General features: G+C 54.0%; 14 protein-coding genes. 12 read left to right on the top strand and 2 right to left on the bottom strand.

Annotation, left to right across the window (positions count from 1 at the left end; all coding sequences use genetic code 11):
- The first annotated feature begins 15 nt into the window (after window positions 1-15).
- From nudB to FRIGORI9N_RS06330, 6 genes are all read left to right on the top strand, one after another.
- A complete protein-coding gene (gene nudB, locus FRIGORI9N_RS06355; protein ID WP_201301419.1) occupies window positions 16-525 on the top strand; it encodes a dihydroneopterin triphosphate diphosphatase in 510 nt (169 codons plus the stop codon).
- 204 nt (window positions 526-729) lie between these two features.
- Entirely contained in the window at window positions 730-1524 is a 795-nt protein-coding gene (locus tag FRIGORI9N_RS06350; RefSeq protein WP_159568989.1) for an endonuclease/exonuclease/phosphatase family protein, read from the top strand.
- Window positions 1515-2867 carry a phosphatidylserine/phosphatidylglycerophosphate/cardiolipin synthase family protein gene (locus tag FRIGORI9N_RS06345; RefSeq protein ID WP_159568988.1) on the top strand — a complete coding sequence of 451 codons (1353 nt, stop codon included), beginning with the start codon at window positions 1515-1517 and terminating at the stop codon, window positions 2865-2867. Before FRIGORI9N_RS06350 ends, FRIGORI9N_RS06345 begins: the two co-directional genes overlap by 10 nt.
- 25 nt (window positions 2868-2892) lie before the next feature.
- The gene (locus FRIGORI9N_RS06340) at window positions 2893-3900 is read left to right on the top strand and encodes a ligase-associated DNA damage response exonuclease (RefSeq protein WP_159568987.1); all 1008 of its coding nucleotides are present in this window, start codon (window positions 2893-2895) and stop codon (window positions 3898-3900) included.
- Complete coding sequence (locus FRIGORI9N_RS06335; protein WP_159568986.1) at window positions 3897-5645, top strand: cisplatin damage response ATP-dependent DNA ligase; 1749 nt, start codon at window positions 3897-3899, stop codon at window positions 5643-5645. The genes FRIGORI9N_RS06340 and FRIGORI9N_RS06335 overlap by 4 nt, the downstream gene beginning before the upstream one ends.
- The gene (locus FRIGORI9N_RS06330; RefSeq protein ID WP_159568985.1) at window positions 5642-6544 is read left to right on the top strand and encodes a DUF429 domain-containing protein; all 903 of its coding nucleotides are present in this window, start codon (window positions 5642-5644) and stop codon (window positions 6542-6544) included. Before FRIGORI9N_RS06335 ends, FRIGORI9N_RS06330 begins: the two co-directional genes overlap by 4 nt.
- A gap of 8 nt (window positions 6545-6552) precedes the next feature.
- On the opposite strand, the gene FRIGORI9N_RS06325 is transcribed toward FRIGORI9N_RS06330, so the two are convergent.
- Window positions 6553-7956, bottom strand: coding sequence for an ATP-binding protein (locus FRIGORI9N_RS06325; RefSeq protein ID WP_159568984.1), 1404 nt, complete (start codon window positions 7954-7956; stop codon window positions 6553-6555).
- 14 nt (window positions 7957-7970) lie between these two features.
- Window positions 7971-8657, bottom strand: coding sequence for a response regulator transcription factor (locus tag FRIGORI9N_RS06320; protein ID WP_159568983.1), 687 nt, complete (start codon window positions 8655-8657; stop codon window positions 7971-7973).
- Window positions 8658-8792: 135 nt separating this feature from the next.
- Between FRIGORI9N_RS06320 and FRIGORI9N_RS06315 the strand changes: the two genes are divergently transcribed.
- The 6 genes from FRIGORI9N_RS06315 to FRIGORI9N_RS06290 all read left to right on the top strand — a co-directional run bounded on the left by FRIGORI9N_RS06315 (window position 8793) and on the right by FRIGORI9N_RS06290 (window position 12286).
- Window positions 8793-9296 (top strand): Spy/CpxP family protein refolding chaperone, encoded by a 504-nt coding sequence (locus FRIGORI9N_RS06315; protein ID WP_159568982.1) that lies wholly within the window; start codon window positions 8793-8795, stop codon window positions 9294-9296.
- A 96-nt stretch (window positions 9297-9392) separates the two neighbouring features.
- The gene (locus FRIGORI9N_RS06310; RefSeq protein ID WP_159568981.1) at window positions 9393-10169 is read left to right on the top strand and encodes a hypothetical protein; all 777 of its coding nucleotides are present in this window, start codon (window positions 9393-9395) and stop codon (window positions 10167-10169) included.
- A gap of 122 nt (window positions 10170-10291) precedes the next feature.
- Window positions 10292-10951, top strand: a complete 660-nt coding sequence (locus FRIGORI9N_RS06305) for a carbonic anhydrase (RefSeq protein ID WP_159568980.1) — start codon at window positions 10292-10294, stop codon at window positions 10949-10951.
- An 83-nt stretch (window positions 10952-11034) separates the two neighbouring features.
- A complete protein-coding gene (locus FRIGORI9N_RS06300; RefSeq protein WP_159568979.1) occupies window positions 11035-11247 on the top strand; it encodes a hypothetical protein in 213 nt (70 codons plus the stop codon).
- Between the two features lie 8 nt (window positions 11248-11255).
- Window positions 11256-11678 carry a GNAT family N-acetyltransferase gene (locus FRIGORI9N_RS06295; RefSeq protein ID WP_159568978.1) on the top strand — a complete coding sequence of 141 codons (423 nt, stop codon included), beginning with the start codon at window positions 11256-11258 and terminating at the stop codon, window positions 11676-11678.
- A gap of 14 nt (window positions 11679-11692) precedes the next feature.
- Window positions 11693-12286 carry a TetR/AcrR family transcriptional regulator gene (locus FRIGORI9N_RS06290; protein ID WP_159568977.1) on the top strand — a complete coding sequence of 198 codons (594 nt, stop codon included), beginning with the start codon at window positions 11693-11695 and terminating at the stop codon, window positions 12284-12286.
- Window positions 12287-12302: the final 16 nt, after the last annotated feature.

Below are 12302 nucleotides of genomic sequence, written 5' to 3'. Positions count from 1 at the left end.
CAAGGGCAGCGCACTTTGAGCGGTCAAAAAATCCCTGTGTCGGTGCTGGTCGTGATGGTCAGCCCTCGCGGGGATTTTTTATTGATTGAACGGGCTGACAAAGCCGGGTACTGGCAATCAGTGACCGGCAGTCTGGATTTTCCGGATGAATCACCGCTGCAAGCCGCAGTGCGTGAACTGGCAGAAGAAACCGGCTTTGAGGCCACGCCCACGGCAATTCCCACGGTGCTGGATGCTGATGCGGGCGAGTTGCTCAAGCCTGGTTTGCTCAGGCCTTGGCCTTACAGCCTGCAGTATGAAATTTTTGAGCACTGGCGACACCGCTACCCGGCAGGTGTGACCCACAACACTGAGCATTGGTTTGTGGCCTGTGTGCCCGATGGTTTCACCCCCCGGTTGGCCGCAAACGAACATGTGGGGTATGCGTGGTTGAATGCAAACGAGGCCGCAGAGCGGTGCTTTTCACCCAACAATGCACAAGCCATTCTCGAGTTGAACCAGAAGCTTCAAGGCAAGCGAAGCTGAAAATACAAAGGGGCCGCGAAGGGCCCCTTTTTTCATATACGGTATATAGCTGCTGCAAGAAACGGTTTTAAACTGCTTTAAGAGTTTCAATATTTACGCACTGAGTTTAGGGGTAACCCTAATTGGGGGGCAATACCCTGTGTTTGTGACATGACTTGAATTGACTTGGTAATTTACTGATTTATTTTCTAGGTATTGCATGTAATGCGACTTCGAATTGCGACCTACAACATTCACAAGGGGGTCATGGGCCTGCGAAAACCTGCCCTGACCATTCATGCCTTGCGTGAACAAATCCATGCCATGGATGCCGACCTGGTGTTTTTGCAAGAGGTGCAAGGTCGGCACGACCGGCATGCGGGCAAGTTTGAACACTGGCCCGAGGGTGGGCAGCACGAGTTTCTTGCCCAGTCGCCTTCAGCCATCGATGATTTGCTGGGCCATGCAAGTCAGCAATATTTCACTGCCTATGGCATGAATGCCGTGTATTCGCACGGGCATCATGGCAATGCTTTGTTGTCTCGATACGAAATTGAGTGGATGCTGAATCAGGATGTGTCCGATCATCGTTTGGAGCAACGCGGTTTGTTGCATTGCTGCGTTAAAACGCCCGCAGGCCCCATTCACGCCATGGTGGCGCATTTTGGGTTGTTGTACCGCAGCCGCGTGCGGCAGGCGAGCAAGCTGATTGAACATGTGGGCACCCATGTACCTGCGGGCATGCCCTTGGTGGTGGCAGGCGACTTCAATGACTGGCAGCGCCGCCTGGGTCCAATTTTGCAGCAAGGTTTGAAGGCCGAGGAAGTCATGCCCTTGGACAAAAACAATCGCTTGGCCCGGGTGGGCAGTTTTCCGAGTCGCTTCCCCGTGTTGGGGCTAGACCGTGTATTTGCCCGTGGCTTCAACGTGCACGAGGCCACGGTGCTTCATGGGCCAGCTTGGGCCAAGTTGTCTGACCATGCACCTTTTGTGGTCGATCTGGAGTGCGCATGGTGTTGAACCTGTTGCCAGCAGCCGCACCCGAGCGGGAGGGCAATGCGGTTGAATTGCTGGTGGGGGGGGAACAGCTGTTTCCGCGTGCGCTTGATGCGATTGAGCGTGCAAAACATTCTGTGCGCATTGAAACCTATATTTTTGCGAACGATTCAATTGGCGAGGCTTTTTGCCAGGCCATGTGCCGGGCGGTAGCGCGTGGCGTCGAAGTGCGTTTGGTGCTTGATGGTTTTGGTGGGCAAGAGGGCGTACGCACCTGGGTGCCCGACTTACAGCGGCACGGTGTGCATGTTCGCGTTTTTCGGCCTGAAAGAATGTCGTTCAGGCTCAATCCGAAACGGCTTCGCCGCATGCATCGAAAAATAATTGCGGTTGACAGCGAAATCGCTTTTGTTGGCGGCATCAATCTGATTGATGACTTGAACCACGAAGGGGAACGCGACGAACTGTTAAGAGCCACAGAGCGGGCGCAACAGAAAAGAAAGCCGATTTGGGGCGCATCGGGTGGAATGCGAGAACAGGCCATGGTGGTAAACACCGATTTGCTGGATCAAGAAACACTGGGGCCACGCTATGACTTTGTCGTGCAGTTGCAAGGCCCTGTGGTGCAAGACGTTTGGCACAACATGGAGTGGTTGTGGCTGCAAATTGGTCCGGGTGGGCGGGTAACCGATACCTTTAGGTCAAGCTGGTGGAAAGACCGGGTGGAGCAGTTGCAAGAGACCATGGCGCGCCAGCGCTCTACGCCCAAACCCAAACCGCTTGGCAAAGTGAAAGCCCAACTGGCCGTGCGCGACAATTTCCGTTTGCGCAGGCGAATCGAACGCGCCTATGTTCAAGCCATTGGCAATGCGCAGCGTTCGGTCATTCTCAGCAATGCTTACTTTTTACCTGGTCGTAAAATGCGCAAGGCCTTGCTCGCAGCGCGTGCGCGGGGCGTGCATGTTCAGTTGTTGCTGCAAGGGCGTGTGGAGTATCGCTTTCAGCATTACGCCACGCAAAGTTTGTATTCCAGTTTGTTGGCCGCTGGCGTGGATATATATGAATACCTGCCCGGTTTTTTGCATGCAAAAGTGGCGGTGGTGGATTCAAACTGGGCCACAGTGGGTTCGTCCAACCTGGACCCTTTGAGTTGTTTGTTTGCCCGTGAAGCGAACGTGATTGTTTACAACCGGGAATTTGCAAGCGCGCTGCGCGAAGAATTACTGAAATCAATTCAAAATGACAGCCGGGAAATTCAAGCCCATGAACACGCACAGCGCCCCTTGAAAGAAAGGGTGTTCAGTTGGCTGTGTTATAAATTAATGCTCTTGGCTGTTTTTCTGGGTGGTTTTGGCAGCCGGTATTAGTTGTTGATTTTGAAGGTTGTGCAGCATGGATTTGGTGGTGAGTCGCCCCGAAGGTTTGTATTGCCCCCAAGGCGATTTTTACATCGACCCGTGGCGCAAGGTAGACCGTGCAATCATTACCCATGCGCATGCAGACCATGCCCGTGTGGGGCACAACCACTACCTGTGTGCGGCGCCTGGCGAGGGTGTGCTGCGCACCCGCTTGGGCAACATTTCACTCGACACGCTTCCCTACGGTGCCAGCACCCTGCACAACGGTGTCAAAATTTCATTGCACCCGGCCGGGCATGTGTTGGGTTCGTGTCAAATCCGTTTGGAATACCAGGGCGAAGTGTGGGTGGCCAGTGGCGATTACAAGGTAGCCCCTGATTTAACCTGCGACGCATTCGAACCCGTGAAGTGCAACACTTTCATTACGGAATCCACCTTTGGTTTGCCCATTTACCGTTGGCGCAGCGATGCTGAAATTTATGCCGAGATAAACGCATGGTGGGCTGCCAATGCCGCACAGGGCAAGGCCAGCGTGTTGTACGGCTATTCGTTTGGCAAGGCGCAGCGAATACTGGCGGGTGTGGATTCAAGCATTGGTCCCATTGTGTGCCACAGCGCTTGCGAGGGCTTGAACAAAGCCTATCGCGATGCAGGTGTGAAGCTGCCCGATACTTTCACCGTGAGCGAAGTGCTCGACAAATCGATTTACAAAACCTGCCTTGCCATTGCCCCACCCGCAGCCCAAGGTGCTGCCTGGATGAAGCGGTTTGGCAATGCGTATTCCGATGCGTTTGCATCGGGCTGGATGCAGTTGCGTGGCGGGCGCAGACGCAGCAATGTGGACCGGGGGTTTGTGATGTCTGACCACGCGGACTGGCCCGGGCTTATGCGTGCCATTGGTGCCACTGGTGCGGAGCAGGTGATTGTGACTCACGGCTACGTGCAGGTGATGGTGCGCTGGCTGCAGGAACAGGGATTGAATGCCCGCGCGTTTGCCACTGAATATGGTGGTGAGGGTGAAGGCGAGGTGCCCACCGCATGAAGCAGTTTGCGGAATTGTTTGCCGAACTGGATGGCTCCACCTCGACCTTGCACAAGGTGCAGGCTTTGCGCCGTTACTTTGAACACGCACCCGCCGAGGATGCTGCATGGGCTGTGTATTTTTTGTCGGGTGGCAAACCCAAGCGCACCGTGCCCACCCGCACCTTGCGTGAGGTGGCTTTGCAGGTCAGTGGTTTGCCCGACTGGTTGTTTGAAGAAAGTTACCAGGCTGTGGGCGATTTGGCTGAAACGATTGCTCATGTGTTGCCAATTGCACCGACACTGGCTGGCCAGTCGCAAGGCTTGGCCTGGTGGATGCAGCACCGAATTTTACCCCTGCGCACGCTGCCCGATGAAGAACGGATTGTCGCCGTGCAAGCCTGCTGGAATGAGCTGGCAGCCAATGAACGGTTTCTGTTTGTGAAGCTGGTGGGCGGTGGTTTTCGTGTGGGTGTTTCCAAGTTGTTGGTGACCCGCGCACTGGCCGAATGTTCAGGGTTGGATGCCAAGCTGGTGGCCACCCGCATGATGGGGTTTGCCGATGCCAGCAACCAGCCCACGGCCGAGCAGTTCAAGGCTTTGCTGGCTGCACCAAATGAAAGCAGCACCGGGCAGGATTCTGGTCGATTGGGCCAACCCTTGCCTTTTTTTCTGGCGCACCCCTTGCAGGAAGAACCTGAAAATTTGGGAGCGCTTGCGGACTGGTTGGTGGAATGGAAATACGACGGAATTCGCGCCCAAGTGGTGAAAGAGGGTGGGCAGGTGTGGGTGTGGTCGCGCGGCGAGGAGTTGGTCAGCGAGCAGTTTCCGGAGTTGCAGGAAGCCTTCGCACATTGGCCCGAAGCTTGTATTCTGGACGGTGAAATACTGGTGTGGCAAGGTGGTTCGCCCGCAGGCTTCAATGCCTTGCAGGGGCGCTTGAATCGCAAAGTGGTCAGTAAAAAATTGATGGCAGATTCACCCGTGGTTTTTTTGGCTTACGACCTGCTTCGCTTGAACGCAATGAACACAGTGAACCAAACCCAGCTGCAACGCAGAACTGCGTTGGAGGAATTTTATGCCTTGCATCATGAACAAAGCACTGTGAATTTCATGCCGCGTTTGTTGTTGTCGCAACGCGTGTGCGCTGCAAGTTGGCAAGAACTGAAATTGCTTCGGGAAGAAAGCCGCGCCAGGGGTGTGGAAGGCTTTATGTTGAAGCACTGTGATTCCCGCTATGGGGTTGGCCGCACCAAGGCAGACGGCCTGTGGTGGAAATGGAAAATCGACCCCATGACCGTAGACTGTGTGTTGGTGTATGCGCAGCGAGGCCACGGCCGCCGTGCCAGCCTGTACACCGATTACACCTTTGCTGTGTGGGAAACACCGCCTGCCAGTGCAGCGCAGGCGCAAGAAGTGGCGCAGGCGATTGCAAACGGTGAAAAAGTTGAAGACACGGTGGCGCGTGGTTTGCCCCGTTTGGTGCCGTTCGCAAAGGCGTATTCGGGCCTGACCGATGAAGAATTCAAAGAAGTGGATCGCGTGATTCGAAAGCACACCGTGGACAAGTTTGGCCCGGTTCGCACTGTGGTCCCAGTGCTTGTTTTTGAGCTGGGCTTTGAAGCCATTTCCCGTTCCATGCGTCACAAAAGTGGCGTGGCTGTTCGTTTTCCACGTATGCTTCGCATTCGCCATGACAAACCTTTGCATGAAGCCGATCACCTTGCGGTGCTCGAGGCTTTGTTGCCCCCGGAGAATGTAGTTTGAACCCCGAAAACAGTCGCCTGCTGGGTATCGATTTTTCCAGCAGTCCTACCAAGAAAAAACCGATTGCAGTGGCCGTGGGCCAGTGGCAGGGTGCGGTGTTGGCGGTCGATGAACTCATGTCGCTGACCACGCTGGGCGAGTTCGAAACCTTGTTGAAAGAAGGACCGCAGGCGTTCGGAAAACTGGAGCGCGCAGCAGGTCCCTTGGAGCAGTTGGGTTTTGTGGCTGCCATTGACATGCCTTTTGGTTTGTCGCGCAAATTGGTGGAGGGTTTAAAGTGGCCAGGCGCTGGGCGTACTGACTTTTTGGCTTGGGAAAAACTGATCAATTACTACAGTGCTTTGAGTCGCGAGCAAATTCGCGCCACTTTCAAGGCGTGGTGCGATGCACGCCCCGCCGGGCACAAGTTTGCACACCGGGAATGCGATGCCCCGGCAGGATCTTCGCCTTCCATGAAATGGGTAAACCCACCGGTGGCTTACATGCTGCACGCCGGTGCACCGTTGTTGATGAAAACCGGTGTTCACATACCGGGCATGCAACGTGGCGACAAAACCCGCGTGGCCCTGGAGGCCTACCCCGGCTATTTGGCCCGCAAGGTGTTGAACCGGGCCAGCTACAAAAGCGACGACCCCAAGAAAGACACTGCGGATCGCCGCATGGCTCGTTCCGAATTGTTGTGTGCATTGGAAGAAGGCATGTTGTTTGGCATCAAGGTACAGGTGCGCCCCTATTTGCGTGCGAAGTTGCTCGATGATGTCAAAGCCGATCACCTGGATGCGGTGCTGTGTTGCCTGGTGGCGGGCTGGGCAGCCAAGCGGGCTGAATCCAGTTTTGGTTTGCCCAAATTGATCGATCCCGTAGAGGGTTGGATTGCCGGGGTTCCGCCAACGGTTTAGTGGGTGGCTTAACGGCTGCCAGGCAGTTCGATGGTGATCAGTAAACCATGCGGTGTGCAATTGCGGGCACTGAGTTCGCCATTTACACGTTGAATCGATTTTTTGGCAATCGCCAAACCCAGACCATGGCCAGAGTGTTCGCCGTGTTTAAAAAAGGGTGTGAACAGCTTGGGCAAAAGGGCGGAAGGAACGCCCGGGCCTTGGTCTTCAATGTCAATGCGTAACTGTTTGTTCTGTACGCGACAGCAAATTTTTACAGCCGTGTTTTCGGGGGTGTGTTTAATTGCATTGCGAATAATGTTGTCAAATGCGCCTTGCAGGCTTTCAGCATGGCATCGCAAATTCCAATGCCTTACATCGTCGGTGAATTCAACAAGCTTGCTCTGTTGCTCCGCTTCAAACTGAGCGTCTTCTACCACAGCAACCAACAACTCAATCACATTGTGTTCTCTCAGAATTTCCGCATTCTGGTTTGCATCCAGTCGCGATAAATTCAGCAGTTGGCCAATCAGGTTGTCCAGCCTTTCTGCTTCGGTTTCAATGCGGCTCAAGCTCGTGTCCAAATGTGCCGGGTTCTGGCGTGCCAGGCCCACAGCCAGGTTCAGGCGTGCCAAGGGTGAGCGCAGTTCATGCGATACGTCGTGCAACAACACTTTTTGTTGCTCAATACGGGTTTCAATTTCTTCAGCCATGTGGTCAAAGCCGCTGAGCAATTCGCCAATTTCATCGCTGCGTTTTTTGCCGGTTTTGTTGTTGGAAATGCGAACACCCAAGCGACCTTTGCCTGCTTCCCGAAATGCATTTTTCAAGGTGTTCAAGGGGCGGCTGAATGTGTAGGCCAACACACCTGCAAACAAAAGGCTGGCCAGAAACGCAGCAAAAATGCCGGCCCCTGGTACGGGTGGCAGCGGTGGTTCAAGTGCCTCACGTTGCTTGCGTTTGTCTGCATGTGGTGGTGTGGGCTCGCCGGTGCTGGTGTTGGTTGAAGGTTCCGGGTGGCGGCGATTGCGTGGAATAAACAGAATCCATTTCGACTGGTCTTGCGCGGTCACCTGCAACGTACCTTGCTCGGCTTGTTCCTCGCCATTGAACAGGGCGGTGATTCGTTGTTGAATGTTGTCGGGTACTTCCCGGCGCAAAATTTCTTCGCCTTTGCTGGACACTGCGAACACCGGAATTGCGTTGCCTGTTCGCTGGCGGTTGCGGTCCAGCAAATTGCGCAAGGCATCTGGCCCTTTGCCTTCAAGCACTTCTTGAATGGTTTCCAGCATGAATTGCGCGCGTGGGCCTTCTGCTATATCACTGCTGGCTGGCTTTTCCCGCATCAGGTAAAGGGCGGTGCCTGTAGCCACGGCCGCAGCAATCAGGCACAACCAAAAACCAAAGAAAAATTTCCAGAACAGCTTGCCCATACACGCAACTCCGGTTAATCAAGGCTGAGCTGGTAGCCCTGCCCGCGAATGGTGTGCAAGGTCAAGGGCAGGCGCTCGTTGTTCAGGTTTAATTTGTTGCGCAGGCTGCTCAGGTGTACATCAATGCTGCGGTCGAATCGCTCAAGCGGGCGCCCCAGGCCCTGCTCGCTCAGGGTGGCTTTACTGACCACCTGGCCGGCATGGCTGGCCAACACTTCCAGCAAATTGAATTCGGCACTGGTCAGTTCTATTTCACTTCCGTTCAACAACACTTTGCGCTTGGCCGGCTGTACTTCGAGCGGACCCAATTGAAGGGCCTGTTTGGGGGCACTGCTGGAGTCGTTGGCACGTCGTAAAATTGCACGCACACGGGCCACAATTTCGCGGGGCAGGCAGGGTTTGGGTACATAGTCATCGGCACCCAACTCCAGCCCGACAATGCGGTCAATGTTGTCGCCGCGTGCCGTTAGCATCAGCACGGGGGTGTTGTACTTCTGGCGAATCTGTTTCAGGGTTTCAAGGCCGCTTTGCTGCGGCATCATGACATCAAGCACAACCAGTTGGTATTGCTCGTCTGCCAGCATTTTCAAGCCATTGATCGGGTTGGCACAGTGCTCGGCTTCGAAGCCTTCGCCGCGCAGGTATTCGCACAGCATTTCGCCCAGCTCAATGTCGTCGTCAATGTGAAGTATTTTTGTCATGGCTTCAATATTACTAGGCAGCCAGGCTTGATGCGCAATTGTTTGCAATCGCTTTACCCATCTTTACACAGCCTGCATCCTCGTTTACAGGCCCGTTTTGCACAATGCAGTTGTCTTTACACAAGGAGCAGGCAAATGAATGTATCGAAACTGACCGTTCAGAAAATGATTGCTGTCACAGCAATGGCCATGGCGATTCCCATGAGTGCGTATGCGGGTCACCATGACGAAGGGGGCAAAAAGCAGCATTCTGAAATGCGCCACCACCACAAGCATGGGGGCATGTTGAAGCAACTGGACCTGACAGCGGAGCAACAAGCGCAGGTGGATCAGATCGTGCAGAAACAAAGGACTGAAATGAAAGCAGCCATGAAAGATCGCCGCGCACACCGCGATGAAATGAAGTCGATTGTGGAGCAAGACACGTTCGATGCCGCCAAGGCGGAACGCCTGATTGCCCAGCAGCAGGAACAGGAGCGTGCGACCAAGCTGAGCATGCTGCGCACTCAGCACGAGATTTACAAAGTGTTGACACCGGAGCAGCGTGAAAAAGCCAAAGTGATTCGTGCGGAATGGAAAGAAAAGATGACAGACCGCTACAACAAGCGCAAAGCGGACAGCTCCAGCAACGCCATGTAATACCTGAATTTTGTAGGTACTTTCCCAACCACCTTTTGAAGTATCCCAGTAGTAGCGCTTTTGCCCCTATACTGTCTCAAAAAAAGGAGACAGTTAATGGGGCAATCTTTTATTCGATTCGCATTGGCCTGCACGTTGACCGCAGCCAGCACCACAGCATTGGCAGCCCCCCCGGGTTTGCTGATGACCTACAGCTTCGACAGCTTGTCTGGCAAGTTTGGTCAACCACAGGAAATCAAGGCCAGATCATTTACCCTGGGCGCAACGTTGGTGGGTGAAGGTTATCGGGCTTCCCTGTTCGTACCCTACATTTCGCTGGAAGGCCCGGGTACCTTGGTGGCCGGCACTGTTGCGGGTACCAACGGCCCTGCACGTCGCAGCGAACAAGGCTTGGGCGACATGGTGGCCACGTACACCACCGATCTCATTGGCGGCATACAAACCAAGGGCTTTGCCATGTCGGCTACAGGTTTGGTGAAAATTGCAACGGGCAATGAGGATCGTGGGTTGGGCACCGGCAAAACCGACTATGGTATTCAGGCTGACCTGGCTTACCGTTTCAACAATGGCTTTGGTTTGACCGCAGTGTTGGGGCGCCAGTACTACGGCGACACACCCGAGCTACCCTTGCTCAACGGCAACTACAGCACCGTGGGTGTGAACTTTCCGCTGGGCCAGTCGCTGTTTGTGAACTTGACCACCAGCCAGCGTGATGAATTGCTGGCGGGTACCGAGAAGCGCAAAGAGCGGGCAATTTCAGCTGTGTATGCACTGGATACAACGTCGGCCTTGCAGTTTGGCTTCACCAAAGGCCGCAGCACGTCTAGCCCTGATGATGTGTTCTCTGTCAGTTACGTGTCACAGGTCGAGTAAAGCCGCTCAGTAATCCTCTGTGAAGCCGGGGTGATGTAAAAGTGTCACCTCGGGCTCTCCCCAGTGCCATACCATGCTGCGTCGCAGTAAAATACAGGTCTTGACTTCAACAGGCGAATACCGTGTCCAAAGACCTTTCACACCTTCTTGACGCCAACCGAACCTGGGCTGCAGCCCAAGTGGACAAAGACCCCGAATTTTTCAAACGCCTTGAAAACCAGCAGTCGCCGGAGTATTTCTGGATTGGTTGCTCGGATAGCCGCGTGCCAGCCAACACCATTGTGAACTTGCAACCCGGCGAGGTGTTTGTACACCGCAATGTGGCCAACCAGGTATTCCACGGTGATTTGAATGGGCAATCGGCCACGCAGTTTGCTGTGGAGTTTTTGAAGGTGAAGCACATAATCGTGTGCGGTCACTATGGTTGCTCTGGCGTGCGCATGGCCATGCGGGGCGATCGGGTGGGTTTGGCCGATGCCTGGGTTCGCCCCATTCACCAGTTGGCACGCAGGCATGGTTTAGTGACCACGGATGAAAATCTTCAGCAGGCCTGTCACGACCAGTTGTGTGAGCTTAATGTGATTGAACAGGTGAAGCACCTGTGCGAAAGCACCCTGATTGAAGATGCCTGGGAGCGCGGGCAAGATTTGACTGTGCATGGCTGGTTGTACAGCCTGAAAGACGGCATTGTGCGAAACCTGCAAATTTCCATTTCTGGCCCCAAGGACATTGACAAGATTTACACCAACGCAGTGGCTGCATTGAAAAAGCGTTACAGCTGATCGATTCTTGGTCTAGAATAAGAAAATAATTCAAGCGTTTGTTTGAATTGTGGGTTCATTTAAAATTCTAGGAGACGATTTACATGGCTTTTTCTACCCAATCCAAACTGGGCGATTTGCTGGACAACCCAGATACCGCAGCGATTTTGGAAAAACACATGCCCGGCATTTCTACACACCCGCAAATTGGCATGGGCAAAGGTTTTCCCTTGGCCGTTGTTGCCAATTTTTCCGGTGGTTTGATTACCCAGGAAATGCTGGAAGCTGTAGACGCTGAATTCGCCGCATTGGGCTGATCGATTCTTTGATTCGAATTGATTGTTCCAATTGGTTGATCAACGGCGAGTGGGCCAGTTCCATTCGCCGTTCTGTTTTTATCGAAGAACAAGGCATTGATGAATCCGAGGAATGGGACGAACACGACTCGGTTTCCATACACGTGCTTGCCTGGATAAGTAACAAGCCGGTGGGCACGGCGAGGTTGTTGCCTGAAGGAAAAATTGGCCGCATGGCTGTACTCCCTGAATTCAGAAGCCGGGGAATTGGCAGTGCCATGTTGCAGGCTTTGCTGGCGGTGGCCAAAGAACAAAACTTGCCGCAGGTGCGCTTGAGTGCGCAACAGCAGGCAATTGAATTTTACAGTCGACATGGTTTTTCGCCGCTTGGTGATGCCCACACGGAGGTGGGAATACCACACCAGTGGATGGCGTTGAACCTGACAACATAACAAAGGACTGGGTTGTGGCTAGAGTATTGAAAGAACAAAAACACGACGATGGCCGACGTGGCGACATTGTGCGCGCGGCTGCCAAGTTGTTTCGTGACAAAGGTTACGACGGGGCCAGCATGCGGGCCATTGCCAATGCGGTGGGTATGCAATGCGGAAGTCCGTTTTACCACTTTGCCAGCAAGCAGGATATTTTGGTGGCTGTGGTTGAAGAAGGCTTGCGCCAAGGGCTTGAAAAAACACGCGCAGTGGTGAAGCCTAACCTGACCGCAGATACCCAGTTTCGCGCCTTGGTGAAAGTGCATCTCAGCATTATTCTTGAAGATGGCAACGACTTTATTCCGGTCATGTTGTACAACTGGCGCTGTCTGGATGAAGTGCACCAACGCAGGCTGATTGCAACCAAAGACGAATACGATGCCATTTGGCAAGATGCGGTGAATGGTTTGTACACGGCCGGTTTTTTGGGTGGCGATACGAAATTCGCCCGCTTGATGGTATTGGGCGCCATGAACTTTATGGTGACTTGGTACAAGCCCAAGAAGGGCGACAATCTGGACACACTGGCTGACAAAGTGGTGGCCTTTTTCCTGTCACAGCACGCCTGAAGTGGTTTCAAACGAA

This window comes from Limnobacter sp. 130 (assembly GCF_902506325.1).
Lineage (GTDB): Bacteria > Pseudomonadota > Gammaproteobacteria > Burkholderiales > Burkholderiaceae_B > Limnobacter.
Note: the sequence above shows the minus strand (reverse complement) of the source record. Positions and strands in the feature narration are given on the sequence as shown.

Coding starts and splice junctions, on each gene's coding strand:
- FRIGORI9N_RS06350 (WP_159568989.1), top strand. CDS start 730: ATGCGACTTCGAATTGCGACCTACAACATTCACAAGGGGGTCATGGGC.
- FRIGORI9N_RS06345 (WP_159568988.1), top strand. CDS start 1,515: ATGGTGTTGAACCTGTTGCCAGCAGCCGCACCCGAGCGGGAGGGCAAT.
- FRIGORI9N_RS06340 (WP_159568987.1), top strand. CDS start 2,893: ATGGATTTGGTGGTGAGTCGCCCCGAAGGTTTGTATTGCCCCCAAGGC.
- FRIGORI9N_RS06335 (WP_159568986.1), top strand. CDS start 3,897: ATGAAGCAGTTTGCGGAATTGTTTGCCGAACTGGATGGCTCCACCTCG.
- FRIGORI9N_RS06325 (WP_159568984.1), bottom strand. CDS start 7,956: ATGGGCAAGCTGTTCTGGAAATTTTTCTTTGGTTTTTGGTTGTGCCTG.
- FRIGORI9N_RS06320 (WP_159568983.1), bottom strand. CDS start 8,657: ATGACAAAAATACTTCACATTGACGACGACATTGAGCTGGGCGAAATG.
- FRIGORI9N_RS06315 (WP_159568982.1), top strand. CDS start 8,793: ATGAATGTATCGAAACTGACCGTTCAGAAAATGATTGCTGTCACAGCA.
- FRIGORI9N_RS06310 (WP_159568981.1), top strand. CDS start 9,393: ATGGGGCAATCTTTTATTCGATTCGCATTGGCCTGCACGTTGACCGCA.
- FRIGORI9N_RS06300 (WP_159568979.1), top strand. CDS start 11,035: ATGGCTTTTTCTACCCAATCCAAACTGGGCGATTTGCTGGACAACCCA.